This is a genomic window from Streptomyces sp. NPDC059166 (genome assembly GCF_042755185.1).
Taxonomy (GTDB): Bacteria; Actinomycetota; Actinomycetes; order Streptomycetales; family Streptomycetaceae; genus Streptomyces.
The window spans coordinates 37,205-58,875 of the sequence record NZ_JBHZCI010000045.1; the positions used below are offsets into that span (position 1 = coordinate 37,205).

Below are 21,671 nucleotides of genomic sequence, written 5' to 3' on the forward strand. Positions count from 1 at the left end.
AACTTCCCTCAGCCGGCGACAGCCACGCGCTCTTTACCGGTGGCACACCAGGGCAGTGCCTCGCAGCCGATGCAGTCGTAGCCGGGCCGGGGCACCGCGTCGTAGCGGGTCTCGGCGGACCAGGGGACGGTGTACGAGGCAAGGACGGTACGGGCGTGGTCGATCGTGGCCCCGTCGCCCGGATCGAACTCCTCAAGGGACACCCCGTCCGGTCGCAGGATCTCCAGTTCCACGCGGGACCGTCGCGAATCGCCGCCGAGTACGCCGGCCGCTAGCAGCAGTACGGCGAGGGCGAGTTGTGGATGCTTCTCCAGCAGAACAGACCGGCTGCCTGGTGGAAACGCAGTGGTCTTGGTCTCGCGAACGACGACGCCGCCGCGTTCCTCGTAAATCAGATCGCACGAGGCGATGACCATGACGTCGGACTGCGGGTCGTGGGCCGTCACTCGATGCTGCGGGCGGAACCGCGTCGCCGCCGGATTGTCGAGCGGGCACCGGGCCTGGTGGGCCCGCAGCATACCGAGGGCGGGGGCCAGCTCGCCGTCCGTGAGGCCGGGCAGGTCTGCGGGTAGAGGCACTTCGCGGCACGGCGGGGCGTCCGCCGAGGCGTGCCGGACGTTGAGCCAGCTGTCGACGGCCCGGCCTCTGCGCACAGCCTCGTTCTCCTGACCCGGGTTCGGCAGCTTGAGTACTCGGGTCAGGTGGTAGCGGGCGGGACAGTCGTGGTGTGCTCTCAGGTCGCTGATCGATACCGTGCGCCGCTTGCGAGGCCGCGTGGGGGGTGGGAGCACGAGGAGAGCGGGCACCCGCGGTACGACGGAGCACTGGGGTAACACCTTGCAACCCGCGCAGTGGGGGCCGGCGATGCGTTCGCGGCCGTCGAGGACACGGCCGAGCCGGGGCACGACGTGCTGCTCGTGCAAGTCCATGATCTCTTCAGCGGTCCAGTCCGCGAAGACGTCGGTCTCCGTTGTGCGCAGAAGACGGACCCGGCCCTCGGTGAGACCAGCGGAGTAGATCCGGACGCGTTCTGGCCGCGGCGGTGGCACCGGGTGTCTGAGGGCTGGGGAGTGGTGCTCGAAGGAAGGAATGCGGGCCGGAGTCCCGTAATATAGGACAGAGGCGACAGCTGCAAGTTCAGGCAGCGGGAGACGCTCCTTGGCACTTCCTTTGGCGGGAATCACGAGTTCGCGCAGCGTTGCGTCCTCCGAGACGTACTGCCTCCCCCAGACAGTGCGCTCGTAGGCGGTGATGCCGCGCTCGTCGGGTTCCTCAGGCGTGCGGAACGCGATCCATGCGTCCGGGGCACGGAACGTGCGGGGGAGGCCGGCGCCGTTGCGGCTTTCCTGGTCTCTGCGCCAGGCACCAAGGTAACGCTCGGCGGCCGCCACCGACCAGGTCACGTGCTGCGGCAGGCAGCGGGACCGGGTCCGGCGACATCGTTCCAGGGCTTCTTCAATGCTCTGCGCCGCGCCGGACTCCAGTTGGTCGAGCAGTTCCTGCACGAGCGCGAACGGGAACTCCTCGCGTGGAGTCTTGGACGAAAGGCGTTCCGCAGCGAACACGTCGCGGCGAACACTGAGAGCACGGTTCATCGGGCAACCGGGCTCCTCGTCGCGCAGATGACGGACCGGGATGCGGGCCAGACACCCGACGCCGACCGTACCGGGGGGATTGGCCCAGGGCTGCACGGTGCGGACTCCTTGCGGTCTCGACGGTGAGGGCACCACCGTGACAGAGGCGTGTGAACAAAGTCAAGGCACGCAAGAATCTGCTGTAGCTTGATGTCTGACGGTTCGCCAGGAGAGGCAGGGAGTGTGCGTGGTGGAGCCATGGCCGGCGGGGAGGAAACTCGCGGGCAGATTCAGCCGCGCCGGCGAAGGCGCCTGGGGTGGCATGGGGGTCGTCTACCGGGCGACCGACGAAAGGCGTCCCGGGCAGGTGGTCGCGGTAAAGTTCCTGTGGCCTCGAGATCCGGACGCCGCCCTGCGCGGGTACCGGACTCCCACCCCACAAGAGCTACAACGTTTCGACCGCGAGTGCGAGATGCACCGACGCTTCGGTGGCCGGGGTGTGCCAGCCTTCGTCCACGCGGATCTTTCTCCGCCACGGCCGTACCTCGTCACCGAGTACGTCGACGGCGATGACCTGCATGCTTTTCTCATCAGGAACAGACCCACCCTGTCGGCCGCGGCGTGTGCGATCGTCCCACTGTTGGAAGTGCTCGGGCGGGTGCACGGCGCGGGCGTGGTGCACCGGGACGTCAAGCCAGCCAACATCCTGCTGGCCCGACGCGACGGGGTCCTATACCTTACCGACTTCGGCATCGCCCTGCCGAAAGATCCGGCGGCCACCCGGTACACCAACGGCCGGACGCCCGGCACGATCGGCTACATGGCTCCGGAGATCCACCGAGGCGAACGCAACCCGGGCCCGGAGGCCGACCTCTACAGTGTCGCCTGCATCGCGTTCCAGATGGTGACCGGACGGCTGGTCTTCGAGGCCGGCCACTCCGACTACGACTTGGCCCGCCTGCACTGCGAGGAGCGGCCGCCGCTGCTCAGCGACGACGTTCCCGGCCTGCCGTCCGAGATTGTGGACATCACGGACCGTATGCTCGCCAAGTCGCCCGCCGATCGGCCGCCTCTGCAACTGGCGCTCGAGATCTGGCGGCCCCTGCTGCCCTCGCCGGGTGACCCCGCTCCACGCCCCGCCCTCGACCCGGACCCGACGCTGCCCCATCGCGCCCCGGAGACCGCTGCGGCCCCGCTCCCGGAAGCACCGCCGACGGGTCCGCGCCGCCCTCGGGTGCATCGCCGACCCGTCGGCGGTCCCACCCGGTCCGTGCTCCGGAATCTGTGCGCCGAGGCCGAGATCGAAATCGAACGCGGCGAACCGGGCAAGGCCGTCGATGAGCTGACCGCCATACTGGTGCGCGCCGAGCAGTGCCTTCCTGGGGCAATCCGTGAGGTGCAGGGTGCGCGCCTCGTCGTGGCGCGTGCTCAGCTGCTGCGCGGGGAGACCGCCTCCGCAGGCCGCACCTGCCGGGATGTCGCCAGACGGCTCGCGGACGCGTCGGCCGGCACGGATACCGGTGAACTGCGGGCACGGGCACGGCTCGGCGCGATTCAGGTGATGACTGCGGAAAGGAGCCCGGTCCAGGCAGTGGCCGAGACCTGGCTGACGCTGGCCGAGGAACTCGCGTCCTGGCCCGGGCCGGGACCATCCCGCCAGACCGTGGAATTCTGCCGAGAAGTGGGACTCGAAGTGAAGGAACAAGTTCTCGACGCGAGACAGGATGAAGTGTCCCCGGCGCTCCCCGAGGCAATCCGCAAGCTGCTGGATCGCCTGCCAGGGCCAGCTTGACAAGCTCCGCGGAAACTGGGGCCCGGCCTCTGCCGGGCCCCGCCCCTCACTCCCCCGTCAGCCTGCCCTGGGCCAGCAGCCCCGACAACGTGGCGGAGAGCGCATCACCGTGCCTGCCCAGGTCAGCCACCGACTCCTGAAACCGGACGAGTCGGCGGTGGACCTCCCCGATCCGCCGCTGCTGCGTCGCCGGCGCGCGCAGGACGCGCAGTCGGCGTACGTCGACCCGGGAGGAAGAGGAGGCACGCGTCCCTGCCCGCTGGTCGTTGCCTGGCGCACTCAGACATGCGGCGAGGAAGAACGGATCGAGCACAGCAGGGTCGGTCCGCAGCCGGACGGTGTGGGCACCGAGCAGTCGCGGTCCAGCCGTCTCGACCCAGACGTCGAATCCGCCAGCCGCGGTCACGACCACTACATCGCCGAAGGACGTCAAGACCCCCTGTCCTTCAGCCTCCAACTCGGCGGCGTGCGCCGCGGCAACCCAGGGTTCCTCACCCCGTACGGCCCATGGAGTGACGACGCGCAGAGAATCCTCGGCCGGCGCTCCCTGCTGGATCAAATCGTCGGCGACAGCCTTGCCGGGCGTCACGTCCAGAACACCGGAACGCTCCAAATCACCCACGAAGGTATAGCCGAAGTCGTCCGGCACTGCGGCGCTCGCCTCATGTTCGCGAACGGCCTTGGCCGCATCGTCCATGTCCATCAGCGCCTTGTCCCAGCCGGCCCAGGCGCGCCGCAGTTCCACCGGCCCCACGGGCCGCTCGGTCACGGTACGGCGAGAGGGCGTCAGGTCGGTCTCTTCATCGAGCAGTTCAGCCATCGGCACCCGTGTGACGCCATGTAGGTCACTGCCACGCAGGGCCGCCAGGGTGCGCTGACGCAGACTGTCCCAGTCGACGGCCGTGCCGCGACCGGTGAGCGCGGTCGTCCGGCAGTCCGCAGCGTCGACGAAGGTCACGTCGTCCGCGGAGTGTTCACGGGGCGTCGCCAGTAGCCACAGGTGCAACCCCACCCCATGCGGCGGCGCGCTCCCGGGTGGCAGCGCGACTACAGCTCGCACGGCCCCGGTGCGCACCAACCCCGCCCGGATTCGCCGTCCGGCCCGGCGCGAAGCGACACCCGGCGGCAGTACCAGCACTGCGACTCCCCCGGGTTCCAGCACGGACAGGCAGTGCTGCACCCACGCCAACTCAGGCTCGGTCCGTGGTGGCGTGCCGTACGTCCAGCGAGGATCGGTCGCCAGTTCGTCGTGTCCCCAGGAACGTTCGTTGGTCGGTGGATAGCTCAGAACCATATCGGCACGGGAGGCGTGCAGCAGGGGGGCATCAAGCAGTGTGTCCCCAGACTGCACCTGCCGCTCACAGCCAGGCAACTCCAGAGCCAGCCTGGCTCGGGCCAGGCGAGCGAGTGCGGCATCGTTGTCGACACCTGCCAGCACAGGCGGAGGTACCTGCCCCGACCACCGCCGACCGGACGCAGCCAGCAGCGAACCCATTCCGCACGCAGGGTCCAGCACCCGACGCACCGGCGCACTGCCCTCACGCAGTTCGTCCGCCAGGACCACCACGGTGTCGGCCAGTTGCCGGGGACTGACGATCAACTGGCGTACGTGGACAGCATGCCAACGATCCAGCAGCACGGCGAAGGCTTCCCTCGGCGACTGACGAAGAGCCAGCCTCACGACCTCGTCCGCCAGCCCCCGGTCGGCAGCACCGAGTTCCGAGGCTCCACGCGGCGGGTTCATCGCCGGGATCGCCAGGCGCTCCCCCGCCGAGGCTAGTAGATGGGCCATCCCGTCCCGGTCGCCGAGGTCCTCGATCCGCGGCCAGAGACGGTCCCAGCCGCTGGAGGACTCGTCGATCTTGCCGTGCCTTAGAAGCCAGGACTCCGCATCCGCCAGGGAGAACAAAGGGCTGGCATCCGTGCCGCCGACCGGTTCCGGGAAGTCGCTGTGCCGCCGCCTCCAGTTGCTCACGGCGGCACGACCGACTCCGGCAAGCCGCGCGATCCCTGCAAGGCTGAGCGTGACCGGTTCATCGTGCTGCTCCATGGTCTCTCGTTTCAGGGATGGTCCAGCTGGATATGGCGGGCAACGACGCACCTGAGGCACTGTGCAGCCGACGAGCGAAGCCTACGCGTTGACTCTGTCAATGCACTAAGCCCAGGGTGCACGAGAGCAGTGCCCTGCAGCGAGCCGTACGCACCGCTGTCATTCTCGACGCCGTGCCCGCTCCTAAGCAGATGCCACAGTGGAAGGGCAGATGTCTGGATTCAGTGGACGCTCCGCCTGGACAGTTCAAGCGTGGATCCCCGGCTACTCCGCCACCAAGCTGGTCGTGGCCTGGCGCTCGGGAGGCTCACGAACCCTCGTGCGGTTCGTTCCGGCCGCAAATACGTTGACCGTACCGAAGTCATGACCAGGTTCCCGGTTCCGACTGGATGAACTGGGCCCGCCAGCAGCACCCGCTGGCCGACCCTATAGTCGAGGCCATCAGGGACAGCTTCGCCTCTATCACCGTCACGGTCTCCGAGAACATCATCGCGGTCCCTTAGCCGCCCGCTCGAAAATCGCCACGCACTCCACATGATGCGTCACCGGCAGCAGGTCGGCGAACTGCTCATGCGCGCGTCACCGACCGCCCCGCCGTTCCGGCCCGTCAGGGCTCCATCCCCTGAGGTACGGCTTGAGTTCCTCCGGCGTGGGCTCTCGTACGTCTGGCATCTTCGGCAGCTCACTCAAGGGGTCGATCGACCTCACGTACGCCCTTGCCCACTCCAACCAGCGCCGAGTCTGACTTAGAGTCGGCTCGTCTACAACTCCGTGAAGCTCGCCAATACGATGTTCCAATGCCGTGCAGTACGCGCTGAGGGCAGCAGACTCCTGCCAGCGCCCGGCCTCTTCGCGTAGGGCCTGGGCAAGTTGTTCTCGAACAGCCTGTTCTTTCGCCGCCTCCACGGCCGCTCGCCAGCGAACTTCGCGTTCCACAGTGGCCTGCTGCTCGTCCTGCCTGCGCCGGGCGTCTTGTGCCGCTCGTACCTCGATCTCTCCAAGGACCGCGTCCAGGGCCTCTTCGAGCGTCCGGGTCGTCCGATCCCGCCAGCGACCGGGCCGGTCGGTCAGGCCATGAGCGAGCTCCACGACGAGGCGAGAGGAGCGGTCGGGATCCGTGGACTGCGGGAACTCCTGCCTGACACTGACGGTGTAAGCGAGGCCGTCGACAGCAATGTCCACTCCGCCCTCTCGTGGGTGGAAGAACGAGTGGGCCTTCCGCACCTCGTACCCTCGCCGGACCGCCTCAGCCGACAGTCCCTGCAGGAGCAGAAGCGACCTTCGGCGGAGCCCGGACGGCATGACGAGTCGGCGCTCGTCGTCTTTGAGCGCGGTCACGATCGGATGGAGGTTCCGCAGTCGTGAGGGAACGGGAACCGGATCCCCGTTCTCCTTCGGCCGTTGACTCCGCGCGTTGGGATGCGGGCCGTCCGCAAGGAACAGTTCCAGCCCCGGCCCGCCGTACGGAACCTTCTCGATGCGCTTGCCTGCTGGTTCCAGGCCGTGCCGTTTCGCGTAGTTGACAACGCGCCGCCACTCCGCGACCTCATCGTCATCAGGGTCAGTGATCCGAACGCGGCCCTCGGCGACGAGCCGCTCGATCAACTCATGAGCCTTCGCCCGCCGGGCTCGCGCGACGGGCCTCTCGCTGTAGGGCGTCCGAGGGTGGGTGGGCGCCGCCGGCTCACTGCCAACTGCGACCACAGAGTCGTCGTCGATCATAAGGACCCCACCATCCCGCAAGGTATCGGCCGAACGCCAGTCACTCGACATCTTGGCTCCACTGGCCGCGCTCGAAACGAGGCCGTTCTACGAACCCGTACCGCCGTATAGAGCCGAAAGACGCCCGTCAGCAGTGGGAGTCCCCTGGGACTTTCCTGGGACTTCCGGACCCATCAACCGGCACGAACGTGACCGGCTGCTGCGCTGGGCCGAGCAGTACCCCACCCCGCGCCATCTCCACCCTGCATCCCTCACGGCCCGACTTCGCCTCGGGGACCGGACCCGCCAGCCGGTGCAGACGGCCGGAGCCGGCCACGAGGAAGTCGTCCGGCTGGCCGCCACGACACTGGTGTGGACCCTCACGTCCTCCAACCGGTTCCTGCGCGACCGGGCCACCAAAGCCCTCGTGCAGTTGCTCTTGGGACACCGAGACGTTCTCGTCTCACTCCTGGACAGATTCCTCCACGAGGACGCGGAGAAGATCGACGATCCCTACCTCTTCGAGCGTCTGGTATGGGTCACCTACGGAGTCCTGGCCCGTCACGGCGAGGACGCCAGCCAGCACGACCTCCTCGGCACCGTCGCCCGGCGGCTCCTCACGTACTCCTACGGCGCCATTGATTCGCCCGCGCACGCCTCACGGAACGGGCTGCTGTGCGAAGCGGCTACCCGAATTGTCACCCTGGCGCACCGGGCTGGAGCCGTCACCGGCGAGGAAGCAAACGCGGTCAGGCATCCACACGCCTGCGCTCCGATCGGGCAGGCTCCTGCGGAGGAGGACCTCGACGTGCTCTTCCCCTGGCGGGACCAGAACAAGTCGCTGTGGGGATCGCTCCGCTCGTCCCTTTCACCCCTGGGAGACTTTGCGGACTACCAGGTCCGGCCGGCCGTGCGTCACTTCAGTTTGCTGCCGCTGTCGACCGACTATCCCCGTCGGCCGGCGTGGCAGCGCGCCGACGATCCTGTCGTCGTCGACCCCGCCCGTATCCCGGCCTTCGCGCAAAGCCTTCCGAAGTCCGTCCGGCCCGCCTTGAGCACACTGGCTGCCATGTGGTCAGAGCCTGGACTGCTCCCTCGACGCATCCGTCTCCGTGACGCTGCCCAGTGACCCACTCCTGAGAGCCAGCAGGCTGCGGCGCGACCCGGACCGCCCCTTCTGGTACGACACCGACGGGCAACTGCAGGTGCAGTACCTGACATGGGACCGCCAGAGCGGCAGGGCCTACAGTCTCCTCGCGTCCAGGGAGTGGCTCGAGCACCACCTCGAGCGCAGCGGCCACTGCCTGGTCCAGGGCATGACCGGTGAACGGCAGCCTGTGACCGCCGAGCATCCGCGTGTCTGGAGAGAGTTCAGCCAGGGCGCCAGCCGCACGGCACAAGGACAATGCATCCCTGGGACCATCGTCACCGAAGTCAAGAGAAGCATCCGGTAGCAGGCCGTCGCCGGACTTGGCCCGGGCCCGGGCACGACCGCGGAGTACGGCCCGCGCGGCGACCTGTGCGTCAAGCGGGTCCGGCTTTCCCAGCAGACGGCGAGCCGTCTGGCTGAGCGGCTTTCCACAGCCGTAGAACGCACACGCGGGGGACCGCCGCTGTCATGGCAGGTGACCCCTCGTCTTCCCCACGAAGACCAGGGGCTATCGGCCTTCCCGGTCTCTGCTCTCGGGCGGAGGCGGGCCGGGGCAGGATGGAGAGGTGTCGTCGTCCCCGCCGACCTTCGCGCCTGCTTCCGCTGGCTGCCTTCTGAGCTTCACCTTGGGAATAACCGTCTGAACGTGACACGCAGTCAGGCGGGTTCGCCACACCGCCTCCCCCAACTGCGTCGACGGACTATTCTCACTGTGGCACAGGCACGTCGGAGGTCGGGGGGCGCATGAGGTTCGTCTTTGTCCATGGGACCGGTGTCCGCCGGGAACGGTTCGAGGAACTGTTCGCGCTGGTCGAGGCCGGGCTGCTGAAGGAATTCCCGGAGGCCGAGGTCGAACGCTGCTACTGGGGAGCGGAGTTCGGTGCGGAACTCAGCGCGGGTGGCGCGTCGGTTCCCGGCACGAGGCCCGCGCCAGGGCCGGAGGAGGATCCCGAGACCGCAGAGTGGCTGCTGCTCCTCGCCGACCCGCTGTGCGAGCTGAGGGTTCTGGCCGAACTCGGCACCGAGGCCGAAGACGACGGATTCGGGCTGCTGGGAACGCAGTCGCCCGGTGAGAACGTGGGCGATGCCCTGCGCGCCCTGCCCGCCGTCCCGGCACCGGACGACGAACTCGCCGTACTACTGCGGGAGACCGGTCTGGCCGGCGGCTACCGGAACGCCCTGTGGACGGTGGAGCGCTCCGACGAGTTCCACGCCGCGTGCTTCGTCGCCGAGGACGACGCGACCGCCGCCGAACTCAGGGTCCACGCGGGCCGGGCTCTGGTGGCCGTGATGCTCGCCGAGGCCCGCGACACCGCCCTGTGCACCGACGCGGAACGGGACCGGCTCGTCGACGTGCTGAGCGAGCGGCTAGGCGGGACTGCCCGGGGCGTGGTGACGCGCACGGCGGGCGTCCTGTCCCGATTGGCACAGCGCGTGGCCACCCAGTCCTTTCTGGACCGTAAGCGGGGTGAGGTCACCTCCGAGAAGGCATCCGAGATCGGTGACATCCTGCGCTACCAGGCGCGCGGTGAGCATCTGCGCGCCCATCTGGAGCGGGTGATCGGCGACAGCCCGGAGCCTCCGGTCGTCATCGGCCACAGCCTCGGCGGTATCGCCCTCGTGGACACCCTCGCTCTGGCTGCCCGACGCCAGCCTCCCTTGTCTGTGCGCCTGTTGGTGACGGTCGGCTCCCAGGCACCCTTCCTGCACGAACTCGGTGCCCTGGCCGGACTGGAGCCTGGTGACCGGCTGCCCTCCGACTTCCCTCAGTGGCTCAACATCTACGACCGTCGGGATGTCCTCTCCTACCTCGCCGAACCGGTCTTCCCGGGCGACGGCCGGGTTGTCGACCATGAGGTGCGCAGCGGAATGCCATTCCCCGTCTCGCACAGCGCCTACTGGAAGCTCCCTCCGGTCTTCGAGCGGATCGCCGAGGCACTGCGGTGACGGACGGCTCCCCAGCCGCCGAGCCGCAGATCACACCGGAACGGACCTTCGCGCTCGTGGTGGGTGTCGAGTCCTACGAGATCGACACCCGGCTGAACCTCTCCGGCCCGGCCGGCGACGCCGTCCGCTTCGCCGACTGGCTCACCGGCACCGCGGGTGTACCGAAGAGCAACGTACGTCTGCTGTTGTCGCCCCTGGCCGGCACCTGGGTCGAGGGGGAGGCCAAACCCGCGACACAGAAGAACGTCGAGGATGCGCTCTTCACGGACCTCGCCCAGTGCGACGGTGACCTGCTGTGGATCTACTGGGCCGGACACGGCTTCCTGGACCGTCGCCACGATCTGCTGCTGCCGTACGCCGACGCCACGGCTGGTCTCTTCGCTCACCTCAATCTCAGCTCGGCTCTGCGCCGGTGGAAGTCCGACGAGATCGCTGGTGGCCGCTTCCGCCGTACCGTCACCGTGGGTGATGCCTGCCGGCTGGACATCGCACGACTTAAAGGGAAGTTCTCCCAGGTGAACTACCCGGTGGGCGCCCCCACCAGGCGCATGCAGTTCACGCTCTACGCGTCCCGGCCCGGTGAGACCGCGAAGAACACCGTCCAGGCGGGCCAGTTCACGGATACCCTCCTCAGACGTCTGGAGGGCCGAACGCTCGAACAGGCGACACTCGGCCTATCCGACATCGCCCGGCACGTGCAGGCCGACTTCACCGTGATGCGAGCGAACGGCACGGCCTGGCAGCATCCGCAGTTCGACATCGCCCTGGGCTGGGACGGTTCTTCTCTCCACGGGGACACCTGGGCGGACGGTGGTACGACGAGCAGGCCGACTGGTGGCCTCGTCCTCGACCAGGTCGCCTGGACGGAGCTGGGGCAACTGATTTCCGAGAGCACGGAGTTGCCCCGTGACACCTATGCGGCGTACCGCTGGGCCTTCGAGGTGACGGGCTGCGTTCCGCCGATGGACCACAAGTTGCCGTCGTCGGACTTGGTGGAGATCGTGCGTGATCTGGACGACCGGCAGGGCACCAGCCGCGCCGTTCCGCTCGCTCTGCCGTTCGTCAAGCACCTGGCATCCCGTGCCGCGCCCTCTCCCTGGGTCGTGGCGGCGAACGGATGGGTGGAGCGTACGCGTGAACGCCTCAGCGCGGACCCCGTCCCGGTGCCGCCCTCTCCTCCGGTCGAGTCCCCCGCGCTGCACGTGCGGTTGACCGAGGACGACGAGGGCTCCTACCGACTGCAACTCTGGTCGTTCCAGGAGCGCTGGGACTACGTGGGCGACTTTCCGGACCCCATGGACCTGGAAGGCGTGCGGAAGGCGCTCACCCTTCACCTCCTGACGGAACCGGCGAAGCCGGCGCGGATCGAGTTCCACGTTCCGTTCGACCTGTTGGAGGTGCCGTTCGAGACCTGGACGGTGTCGCACCCCGCGCGCAGAGGCCGCCGTGAGCGGGCCGTCCAGCTCGGCTGCCGCTACGAGGTAGTGCTGCGCTGCCCCGAGGAACGCGAGGATCTCGAACTCTGGCTCGCCAAGTGGCAGTGGTACGAGACACATGGCGGCCTGCATCCGGACGCCGTGCGGGACATCGCGGACTGCGATGTGTCCGGCGACCTGGCCGACAAGCTACAACTGAACGCGTCACCGGTCTGCGTGCTGGCCGAGGTGACCGAGGATCTGGTCATGGACGTCTTGGAAGCCGTGGTGGACGGCGGGATCCCGATCGCCGTTTGGCGTCGCCCCTCCCCGGCAGCCGGCGCGGCCATACGTACAGCGCTCGACGCCGACCCTCCGCACGCACTCGACGTGGCATCGCTACCCACCGGACTCAGGCGAGCCCGGGTGGACCAACACCCGCTCGCGCTGCTCTACGACAACCCCGATCGGGTGCCCTTGAGGCGGTCGCTGTCCTCGTGAACCGTCGTCTAGGAGAGGAAGTCCGATGAACACTGTCAAGGACTGGTGGATCTACCGGGGCACTGGCTCGGTCGCGGAGAAGCGCGCCCGGCTCGACGAGAACCGGCCGCCGTGGCGGGAGTTCAAGGGTGCCCCCGACCCGGAGTACGCCCCGCCCGGCACCGCCGGACCGGCCTGGACCGAGACCTGGGTACGCGGCGACGGATACGTACCGGACGACGCGGAGATTGACGCCGTGAACACGGCCCTGTACCTGCGCCGCCCGCTCCTCGTCACCGGCAAGCCCGGAGTCGGCAAGTCGACGCTGGCGCACAGCATCGCGGCCGATCTGAAACTCGGACCGGTCCTGCACTGGCCGGTGACCAGCCGCAGTTCCCTGCGGGACGCGCTCTACCAGTACGACGCGATCGGGCGTCTGCACGATGCGAACCTGCGCCATCTGAAGGCCGGCCGAGGCGCGCCGCCCCGGCGGCAGCCGGGCGGGCGTCCCTCCCCGGGCAGCGCCATCGCGCCGTACCTGCGTCTCGGCCCGCTCGGCACGGCGCTGCTGCCACAGGAGCGCCCCCGGGTGTTGCTTGTCGACGAGATCGACAAGAGCGACATCGACCTGCCCAGCGACCTGCTCACCGTGTTCGAGGAGGGTTTCTTCGAGATCCCGGAACTGGCGCGGATCGCCACCCGCCAGCCATGGGTCAGGGTGGGCACGCAGGATGATCCCGAGCTACGTGCCGGGATCGACCGCGGGCGGGTCCAGTGCAGCGCGTTCCCCGTCGTCGTGCTGACCAGCAACGGCGAGCGCGACTTCCCGCCGCCCTTCCTGCGCCGCTGCATCCGCCTCCACGTCGAGCCGCCGCACGAGAAGAAGCTGAAGCAGATCGTCCGGCAGCGGCTGAGGCTCGACGACACGACCCGGGAAGACCGCTACCAGGACCTCATCACCGACTTCATCGAGCGCCGTACGGAGGGCGACCTGGCGACGGACCAGCTGCTCAACGCCGTCCAGCTGCGGCTGAGCGGCGCGTGGTCGGGGGCGGGCGAGCGCAATGACTTCCTGGACGCCGTACTGCAACGGCTGACGGGCCCGTTGGCGTGATCGAGCGGCTGCTGCGGGCACTGGAGGAGTCCGGCGCGAACGCCGGACCCGAGGAGCTGGCGGACATCCTCTGGCTGGCGGCGCGCGTCGGTGGCGCCGCGGGTCTGGACGCAGGGTCCGCTCAGGACGTCCTCGACGAGTCCGAGGCCACGCCGCTGACCGAGTACTCGGCCGAGGGCCCCGAGGAAGCAGACCGGGCGCCGGAGGAGGAGTTCTACACCGCGGGCGACGTCACGGACGCGCCCGGCCCGGCGCGGCAAGGCGTCGAACTGGTCCGCGTCCGCCGAGCTTCGTCCGTCCGGGATGCGCTGGCGGTGATGCGGGCGCTGCGCCCCCTGGGCCGTTCGAAGGACACCTCGGGCGGGAACCCGGCCGATTGCGAACTCGACGAGGAACTGACGGTCCGCAGGACCATCGAGCAGCGCCTTCCGACTCCGGTGCTGCGGCCGCGCAGGGGACGCTGGCTGGACCTGGCCCTCGTGGTGGACGCCCACCACTCGATGCTGCTCTGGCACGGCCTGGTCGGTGAACTGCGGCGGGTGTTCGTGCAGACAGGCATCTTCCGCGACGTACGCACCTGGCACCTGCTCGGCACCGACCCGGACGCCGCCGAGCCGCTGTCCGTGGCCCGTACACCTGACGGTGAGCGGCGCAGCGTGCAAGAGGTGTCCGACCCGTCGGGGCACCGTTTGGTCATCGTCGTCACGGACACAGTGGCGAGCGGCTGGGCCGAGGCGGACGTCGAGCGCATGCTGCGGCAGTGGGCATCCCACGGCCCGGTGGCGCTCCTCAACGTCCTGCCGCGCCGGCTCTGGGACCGTGGCGCGGTGCGTCCGCGGTCCCTGTCGTTGCGTTCGGTGAGTCCGGCCTCGCCCAACACGTCGTGGCGGGTGGGTGCGCCGGCACGGAGCCGCCGCAGGAGCATGCGGCTGCGGCCCACCCCTCAGGTCCTCGCGATCCCGGTGGTGGAGGCCGAACCGACGTCCGTGCTGCTCCTGGCGAAGCTGGTGGCGGGCAGCGGCCAGTGGACGCGGGTGCCGTGCCTGGCGCTCCCCCGCACGCCGTCGTCGCCAGCGCCGCTGCGGGCCGAGCCCCTGGCTCCCGCCCGGGAGGAGGTCACCGACGTACTGCGCCGCTTCAGGGCAGGTGCGTCCCCCCTTGCCCAACGACTGGCCGGATATCTGTCCGCCGTGCCCTTAAGCCTCCCGGTCATGAACCTCGTCCGCCAGACGATGCTCCCCGAGACGGAGCACGGCCACCTGGCGGAGGTCGCTCTCGGTGGCCTCTTCGCCCCCTGGGGCCAGGAGGCAGCGGCCGACCCCGACCGCATCCCCTTCGACTTCCGCCCCGGGGTCCGGGAAGCACTACTGGGCGGCCAGCGCCGGGACGCCATCACCTCCGTGCAGCAACTGGTGCGGCGCGAGATGGGCACGGGGATCAGCGAGTACGGCGCGGCCAGCGGCGGCGACTTCCTCGCCGGGCGCGGGGGTGGAGACAGCACCGGTGAACGGGGACTCGTACCGGAGGCGATGCCGTTCGCGGCTCGGGAGGGTGCGGGAAGCTGGGTCTCGGATCCCCCGCCAGGGCTCCAGCCTATACCCGAACTCGTCGACCGCTACGTGGACGAACAGTTGCAACAAGTACTGGCTCGGGCGCAGCGGGGGCTCAGCTCGTTCACGGTGCTGCTGGGCGATGCGGGGTCGGGGAAGACGACGGCCATCGCCCGCGCGGTGACCGCCCTGCCGGACGACTGGACACTGTGGACCCCGCAGTCACCGGACGAACTGGTCGGTGCGAGAGAACGGCTGCACCCTCGGACGGCCGTGGTCGTGCCCGACCTCCGCTCCTTCCTGCTGGCCTCCGACCGTCGGTCGCCCACGACAACCAACGAGCTCATCAATCTGACGTCCGCGCTGAGCCCCATGCTGGTGCTGAGCGAACTCAGACCCGAGGACTTCCATGCGTTGCGAACGGACCACTCGAAGGAAGCCGAGTCCTTTCAATTTGCCCTAGACCGGCTCAATTTGATACGGGTGTATTCGCTGACCGCGGAGTCGGAAACCCTCGCACGCGTCCACAACGCTCCGCCCTTCGCCAAAACACTGCTCCTGGCGGCGCTGGACATCCGGCGCCTGGGACACACGGCCGCGATGTCGCGCCAACTGCTGGAGGCGGCGACACTGATTTATCGGTCCTCCGGCTCCAGCTGGGACACCGCTCCGCACAACTGGCATTCGGCAGCGCTGGGATACGCCTGTGCAGCGGTGCCCGAAGGCCGGTCGGTGATGGCCACGGCGTCGCGCGGAGGGGATTACTACGTGCTCGACGACTTCGTGGAGTGGGCCGACCGACGGGACCGCCCGGACTTCTCCCCACCCGACGAACTCTGGCCGGTGCTGGCCCGATTCGCCGACACGAACTCACTTGACGTCCTGACCCAGACCGCTCGGGAGCGAGGTCTGCGCGAGGTGTCCTGGCTCCTCCGGAACGCAGCGGCATTCCACAACGACACGCGCTCCCCCCAAATCCGTAGCTTGGCCCGAGCCGCCGGCGAACGGCTGGTGAGGATCAGCTTGAACCGTGAGGAGCTGGGCTCGGGAATCCTTCTTGCAGGCGGGCAGGTAGTAATGCCGGCCGCTCTGCTCCCAGCGGGTACTCTCGCCCCCCTCCTACGCCTCGAAGGGCGCCCATGGGAGGACCCGCGCACGTGGCATGCCCAACTGACGGCTGAGACGCATTCGCCGCTGGCCGTGCTGACGAACGTAGGACCCGGGCGCCCCCCGCAGGAGCCACCCCTGCCCTCCGCTCCCTCACCGACACGGGGGGACTGGGTCCTGGTCGTGGGATTCACGCGGGACCGCACTCCTGGATCCACGCCTCCGGCTCTGGCCCGCTACCGGGTCGTATCCGTACGGGGCGACAACTTCGTACTGGAGTCAGCGGCGGCGGACCCCGTGCTTTTGTTTGGGGCAACAGTTGTCGACCTGCAAGGCGCTGTGATCGGCATGGTGTACCGAAGCACAGGTGACAGGGAGAACCGGCTCCACGCCACAAGGATCCCGTCTTCGTCGCAGACGGCCTCCCGGACCCCAGAGTCCGTTTCGAGCCGCGTCGTGCTCGATCCAGCGCGTTCACGCGCCGTGCTGATCGGAGCCGACAGATACGAGCAGTTCCCAGACCGGCCCAACTCCGCGGAGCAGGCCCTCGCGTTGGCGCGCGCGTTGGGACAGGCTCAGGAGTCCGGTCCGTTCGACGATGCCAACGTGTCGCTCTTCTGGAACCAGCACTCCCCAGAGCCTCTCGTCGGTTCGCTGGAGAACCTCTCCCAACAGGCCGAGCACACTCTTCTCGTCCACTTCACAGGGCATGTGCTGGAAACACCCCACGGCGTCTTTCTCGCCTTTTCCTATTCCCATCGCGACCGGCCCGATCTCACCGCCCTGTCCCTCCGGCGTCTGGTCTCGCTGATGGAGGACAGCCCCGCCCGGTTCAAGGTCCTCATCATCGACGCCTGCTTTGCCGACGCGGACAGAATACGGTCGTTGCTGAACTCCCGATCCGTCCATGGGCACTGGTCCCTGATCACCGCACCCCAGAACCCCAAGCGGTCGCGGTTGACGCTCACGAACGAGTTCGCCACCGTGCTCACCGAAGGAATCCCCAAAGCGCCGGAGTTCATCAGCCTTAGGGACCTGACTGCTCGCATCCGCGACCGCAGGCTTGTCATCGGTATTCAGACCTTTGACGACGCCAGCGCCGATTCCCGGGGCCTTCTCCTGCGCAACCCCGCTTTCGCACCGCCGCTCGAAGGCACCGTCAAATGGTTCAGCAACGACAAGGGCTACGGATTCATCGCCGTCGACGACGGCCGTGATGTCTTCGTCCACTACTCCGCCATCCAGATGACCGGCTTCCGCGGGCTGGAGGTCGGTCAGCGCGTCCAGCTCCGGATCACCCAGGGCGACCGCGGCCCGCAGGCGGAGAGTGTTCGTCCCCTTCCCATCGAAGCGTGACGCGAATCGCGCAGCGCCTGGGCAAGCTGTTCGCAAACAGCCTGTTCCTTCGCCACCTCCACGGCCGCTCGCCAGCGAGCTTCGCGTTCCGCGCCAGCCCGCTGCCCGTCCTGCCTTCGCCGAACATCCTCTGCCGCTCGTGCCTCGATCTCACCAAGAACCACACCGAGGGCCTCTTCGAGCGTCCGGGTCTTCGGATCCCGCCAGCGGCCGGCCGTCTGGTCAGGCCATGGGCGAGCTCCACGACGAGGCGCGCGGAGCGGTCGGGAACCGCTGACTTCGGGAACTCCTGCCTGACGGTGACGGTATAAGCGAAGCCGTCGACAGCAATGTCCACTCCGCCCTCGCGTGGGTAGAAGGACGAGTGGTCCTTCCCCACCTCGTACCTGCGGCGCAGGGCAGACGGCATGACCAGTCGGCACTCGTCATCTTTGAGCGCGGCCACGAGAGGATGCAGGTTCCCCAGTCGTGCGTGGACGGGAACCAAGCCCCCGACCTCTTTCCGCCGTTGACTCCGCGCATTGGGATGAGGCCCTCCGCAAGGAACAACTCCATCCCCGGCCCGCCGTACGGCACCTTCTCGATGCGTTTGCCCTCCGGCTCCAGGCCGTGCGGCTTCGCGTAGTTGAGGACACGCCGCCACTCGGTGACCTCGTCGTCACCGGAAGAAGCGATCCGAACGCGCCCCTCGGCGACGAGCCGCTCGATCAGCTCCCGCGCCCTCGCCCGCTCGCTGTACGACGTCCGAGGCTCCGAGGGCACAGTCGGCTCGCTGCCGCCAGTCGCAGAGTCATCGTCGATCATCAGGAGCCCACGATCCCGCAAAGCATCGGCTGAGCACCAGTGACTCGACATCCGTGTTCCACGATCCAGGCCACACCACGCTGCCCCACCCTGAACAAAGCCGAAAGGGCGTCCATCAAGAGTAGGAGCCCTCTGGGACTTTCCTGGGACTTCCGACCCCATCAACCGGCACGAACGTGAAACAGCTGAAAGGGCATTCGCCCAGGTCAGCCGCCATCAGCCACTCATTGCGGCAGGTCAACGCGTTCGCTGGTCTCTTCCGGGACATCTGATCGGCAGGAGTGCCGTGCCCCTAGGAGATGAGGGGCACGACACTCCTAAATGCCTGCTGACCTGCTGTTACACACTTGCGGGACCCTCCATTGATCATCGCTGTTTTTCATCACCTTGTGCAACGTGCGTGCAAGATGATCTTGAATTGGTGACGAGGCGTCAGGGAAGAGCTGACCCAACAGCTCGCCGTCACGGGACTCGGAGGACTGACCGGGTGGCGCAAGGCGGCGGCATCGCCTCGTGGTGCGGCTGGAGCCACCGTGATGGGGGTTCCACCTGCCTCGTCGTTCACCTGGGCCGGCGGAAGCGTCCGCTACACAAGGACCGCCACAGCAATCGGAGACGATACGAACACGATTCAGAATCTGCTGCGGTCCAGGGGCGACTATGGGCACGACGTCATTGTGCACGGCAACGAACAGGGAGAATTCATCGTTGACGGCAAGATAACCCACCCGCAGCAGATCGCCGAACTGGTCAGAGAAAATCCGTATTACAACGGAGGCCCCATTCAGTTGGTCACCTGTCACGGCGCTTGCAAGGCGGCCGGTGAACTCTCCAAGGCTCTGGGTGGCGTGGAAGTGAGAAACGCGAGCGGTCATCAGGTAGATCTCCACCCTCGGACCGGAAAGGTTCGCGAGTGGCCTGAGGGGAGCCAGGGCGACCCGAGGTAGAATTCTCCGAAAACAGCTCAGGATTACCCGTAAGGGCGCGTCCGGAACGAAAGCCGTGCGCACCCTTACGCACCGGTATAAGTATACCTATCACCGCCTCACGCGGTCCTGCTCAGGAAGCCGTCACATGCGCCAGGTCACCCCTCTCGGGTTTTTCAGCAGTATCTCCAGCCAGTCCCGCTTCAGCGTTAATGCGGAGGGCATCAAGAAACTCTCCGGACAGATGCCCGTACACGACTGCTCGCGCGTAGCGGAATACCTGAGAAGAGCTCCCGTGATCATCGCCCTCATGGGATATACGGAGGATGTCGTGGGCAAAAAGTTCGGCGTGATGGGTGGGTCCGCCCTTCACAGTGACGGCACCTACTACTGGCGTCGCGACACTGCCGAGTACGTGGAGACCTACAGGACGGGGCTCCCTTCTGGATTCATGGAGCACGGTGCGAGGATGCAGTGGAGCGTCCCCCATCTCAGCGATGCGGAAATTTTGGAGATCGATGATTTCTTCGAATCGCTTCGTACGCAGGGCTGAGTGGGAACGAGCCTGTTCCATCTGCCACCCCCACGGGCACCTCACGCCCCTTGTCCGACATCGCTGACGGAAGTTGTTGCAGGATGCCTGCCTACAAACAGCGCAACACAGTCGAGCGGTGCATCAACAAGCTCAAACAGTGGCGCAGTCTGGCCACCCGATGCCACAAGACCGCCACGATCTACCAGGCGGCACTCCACCTCGCGGGCATCTTCATCTGGTCCGTGCGCTGGCTCGAAGCCGCCCTTGGCACAAAATAGTCGTGTGCTTCCTCCGCGACTGCTGTGGTGCGCTCCTCGGCCCATCCCCCGGTTCAACCGTCAGAAACCGGTGACACTGAGCCTTTTCCATCTTGATCAGGAGGCGAGTTCGAGGGCAACGACGGCTCGGACGACGGCGGTGATCCGGGTGGTGTTGCAGCGGAGCTTCCGCAGGAGCCGCCAGCATTTGAGGGTGGCCATGGCACGTTCGCCGAGGCTGCGGATCTTGGCGTGATCGCGGTTGTGGCGACGGCGCCAGCCGCGCAGATTCCTGCCCCGGAACGGAACGCGGACAGCAGGACCTGCGCCCTGATACGCCTTGATGCTCCTATAGAAGTCAAGTCGTCGAAGTAGTGCTGCCGGTGTGAGTGCGGGTGAGCGCGTGGTAGACCTCGCGGGCGATGAAGCGTTTGAGGCAACGGATGATGTCCTTCTTGGTCAGTCCCTGCTGTGTGCGGCGCGCAACGTAGGCGCGAGTGCGGGGGCAGTAGCGCATCCGCACCACTGTGATCATGTGGAGCGCGCGGTTGGCCTGGCGGTCTCCGCCTCGACTGAGCCGATGTCGGTCGGTGCGTCCGGAGGAAGCCGGAACCGGAGCTGCGCCGCACAGAGCTGCGAACGCGGCCTCGGTGCGCAGGCGTTCGGGGTTGTCGCCGGCCGTGACCAAGAGCTGCCCGGCGGTCTCCGTACCCACGCCGAACAGCGCGACGAGATCAGGCCCGGCAACCGCGGTGAGCCTTGCCAGGTGCTCGGTGACCTCGTCGATCTCCTCGGTGAGTATGCGGATGCGGCGCGCCAGTTGCCGTAACGCATAGCGGGCGGCGTCCGCGGGAGAGGTGAGATCGGCTCCTGGCCGCATCCGAAGACAGCAGTTGACCAGGGCAGTGCGGGTGAGACCGGTGAGTGCTGCGCGCAGAGGTTCGGGAGCTGTTACCCGCAGGCCGATGAGTTGGTTGATCGCTTGGGTTCTGGCCTTGACCGCGGAAGCGCGGGTCACACGCAGTTGACGAAGGGCTTCCACCACACCGGTGTGGGACTTGGGGGTGGCCGTGGCTCGTCCTGAGGCGGCTGCGCGAGCGGCGGAATAGGCGTCGATCGCGTCTGATTTGCCGCGGGCGTGGCGGGTACCCCGGTCGGGGACGTTGACCTCTACCACCACCAGGTCGGCCGCGCTCAGCACGGTAGTCAGTCCGGCTCCGTACGAGCCGGTGCACTCCACACCCACCGCTTGTACGTGGCCGAACGTCATGAGCCACGTCAGCAGGGAGCGGTATCCCTGGGTGGTCGTGGGGAACTCTCGGTCGGCGATGGGGCGTCCGAGGGGGTCCACGATGGCGGCGTGGTGAGTGTCGGTGTGGGTGTCGACACCGGCGAAGACTTCGTTCTCGGGCTGCTGGTCGATCATGCTCAAGGTGCGGCCTTCTCGTCGTGCTGACAGGGCAACACGCGCCGGGCGAGGCAGACGGACACGACAGTGACGGGTCTTCTCGCACAAGCCCCTATGAAGTCACGATGCCTTTGGCCGGCCACGTGGGATGGCGCCACCGGCAGAACGACGGATCAAGGCAAGGACACGAGGTTCCGGTCAGTCAGCACAAGGGACAGATCTGTCGGTGACGCCATCAGCCATCATCACTGTCCGCCCAGCACCTGATGGCGTCGGCGGCGAGAGCGGCGGGAATGCCGTGGGCTCGAGCCGCGGTCAGATCGTGCACGGATCCGGGCAGCGCGTCCGAGGCCCAGATCAGACGGCCGGCGGGATCCGCGAGGACTTGCACGTTCATTCCGTGGTGCTTCTTTGTCAAGCCCCGGGTTTTATGGAGAGTGAGTTAGCTGGTTTTCTGGAGTGACGCCGGGGGTTGGGCCGCGTAGTGGGCGGCTTCGTGTTCGGC

Annotated in this window: 14 protein-coding genes and 3 pseudogenes; 11 read left to right on the top strand and 6 right to left on the bottom strand. The window is 67.7% G+C overall.

Features of this window, described 5'->3' with window-relative positions:
- Positions 1-8: 8 nt before the first annotated feature.
- Positions 9-1,691, bottom strand: a complete 1,683-nt coding sequence (locus ACFXOA_RS27450) for a PD-(D/E)XK nuclease family protein (protein ID WP_385033982.1) — start codon at positions 1,689-1,691, stop codon at positions 9-11.
- A 205-nt stretch (positions 1,692-1,896) separates the two neighbouring features.
- On the opposite strand from ACFXOA_RS27450, the gene ACFXOA_RS27455 reads away from it, so the two are divergent.
- Positions 1,897-3,366 (top strand): serine/threonine-protein kinase, encoded by a 1,470-nt coding sequence (locus tag ACFXOA_RS27455; RefSeq protein WP_385033985.1) that lies wholly within the window; start codon positions 1,897-1,899, stop codon positions 3,364-3,366.
- A gap of 46 nt (positions 3,367-3,412) precedes the next feature.
- Here ACFXOA_RS27455 and ACFXOA_RS27460 read toward each other — a convergent pair whose 3' ends face one another.
- Together ACFXOA_RS27460 and ACFXOA_RS27465 are read right to left on the bottom strand one after the other, a co-directional pair.
- Positions 3,413-5,416 (bottom strand): N-6 DNA methylase, encoded by a 2,004-nt coding sequence (locus ACFXOA_RS27460; protein WP_385033988.1) that lies wholly within the window; start codon positions 5,414-5,416, stop codon positions 3,413-3,415.
- A 579-nt stretch (positions 5,417-5,995) separates the two neighbouring features.
- Positions 5,996-7,138: a hypothetical protein gene (locus ACFXOA_RS27465; protein WP_385033991.1), complete on the bottom strand. Its 1,143-nt coding sequence runs from the start codon at positions 7,136-7,138 to the stop codon at positions 5,996-5,998.
- Positions 7,139-7,271: 133 nt separating this feature from the next.
- On the opposite strand from ACFXOA_RS27465, the gene ACFXOA_RS27470 reads away from it, so the two are divergent.
- From ACFXOA_RS27470 to ACFXOA_RS27515, 10 genes and pseudogenes are all read left to right on the top strand, one after another.
- On the top strand, positions 7,272-8,246 hold the full coding sequence (locus tag ACFXOA_RS27470) for a hypothetical protein (RefSeq protein WP_385033994.1): 975 nt from the start codon (positions 7,272-7,274) through the stop codon (positions 8,244-8,246).
- Complete coding sequence (locus tag ACFXOA_RS27475) at positions 8,230-8,571, top strand: hypothetical protein (protein ID WP_385033997.1); 342 nt, start codon at positions 8,230-8,232, stop codon at positions 8,569-8,571. The genes ACFXOA_RS27470 and ACFXOA_RS27475 overlap by 17 nt, the downstream gene beginning before the upstream one ends.
- 440 nt (positions 8,572-9,011) lie before the next feature.
- Positions 9,012-10,214, top strand: coding sequence for a hypothetical protein (locus ACFXOA_RS27480; protein ID WP_385034000.1), 1,203 nt, complete (start codon positions 9,012-9,014; stop codon positions 10,212-10,214).
- Positions 10,211-12,130: a hypothetical protein gene (locus ACFXOA_RS27485; protein ID WP_385034003.1), complete on the top strand. Its 1,920-nt coding sequence runs from the start codon at positions 10,211-10,213 to the stop codon at positions 12,128-12,130. The genes ACFXOA_RS27480 and ACFXOA_RS27485 overlap by 4 nt, the downstream gene beginning before the upstream one ends.
- A gap of 25 nt (positions 12,131-12,155) precedes the next feature.
- Positions 12,156-13,223 (top strand): AAA family ATPase, encoded by a 1,068-nt coding sequence (locus tag ACFXOA_RS27490; RefSeq protein ID WP_385034006.1) that lies wholly within the window; start codon positions 12,156-12,158, stop codon positions 13,221-13,223.
- Positions 13,220-17,236: an SAV_2336 N-terminal domain-related protein gene (locus tag ACFXOA_RS27495; RefSeq protein WP_385034009.1), complete on the top strand. Its 4,017-nt coding sequence runs from the start codon at positions 13,220-13,222 to the stop codon at positions 17,234-17,236. The genes ACFXOA_RS27490 and ACFXOA_RS27495 overlap by 4 nt, the downstream gene beginning before the upstream one ends.
- The gene (locus ACFXOA_RS27500; protein WP_385034012.1) at positions 17,233-17,547 is read left to right on the top strand and encodes a hypothetical protein; all 315 of its coding nucleotides are present in this window, start codon (positions 17,233-17,235) and stop codon (positions 17,545-17,547) included. The genes ACFXOA_RS27495 and ACFXOA_RS27500 overlap by 4 nt, the downstream gene beginning before the upstream one ends.
- 1,029 nt (positions 17,548-18,576) lie before the next feature.
- Positions 18,577-18,987 carry a hypothetical protein gene (locus ACFXOA_RS27505; RefSeq protein WP_385034015.1) on the top strand — a complete coding sequence of 137 codons (411 nt, stop codon included), beginning with the start codon at positions 18,577-18,579 and terminating at the stop codon, positions 18,985-18,987.
- 127 nt (positions 18,988-19,114) lie between these two features.
- On the top strand, positions 19,115-19,519 hold the full coding sequence (locus ACFXOA_RS27510; protein ID WP_056791702.1) for a hypothetical protein: 405 nt from the start codon (positions 19,115-19,117) through the stop codon (positions 19,517-19,519).
- A gap of 44 nt (positions 19,520-19,563) precedes the next feature.
- Positions 19,564-19,779, top strand: a pseudogene (locus tag ACFXOA_RS27515) (hypothetical protein); the annotation flags it as partial.
- 96 nt (positions 19,780-19,875) lie between these two features.
- On the opposite strand, the pseudogene ACFXOA_RS27520 reads toward ACFXOA_RS27515, so the two are convergent.
- The 3 genes and pseudogenes from ACFXOA_RS27520 to ACFXOA_RS27530 all read right to left on the bottom strand — a co-directional run.
- Positions 19,876-20,100 (bottom strand): annotated as a pseudogene (locus ACFXOA_RS27520) (transposase family protein); the annotation flags it as partial.
- Positions 20,101-20,116: 16 nt separating this feature from the next.
- Positions 20,117-21,184, bottom strand: a complete 1,068-nt coding sequence (locus tag ACFXOA_RS27525) for an IS110 family transposase (protein ID WP_385034018.1) — start codon at positions 21,182-21,184, stop codon at positions 20,117-20,119.
- A gap of 232 nt (positions 21,185-21,416) precedes the next feature.
- A pseudogene (locus ACFXOA_RS27530) lies at positions 21,417-21,575 on the bottom strand (transposase family protein); the annotation flags it as partial.
- Positions 21,576-21,671 lie beyond the last annotated feature (96 nt).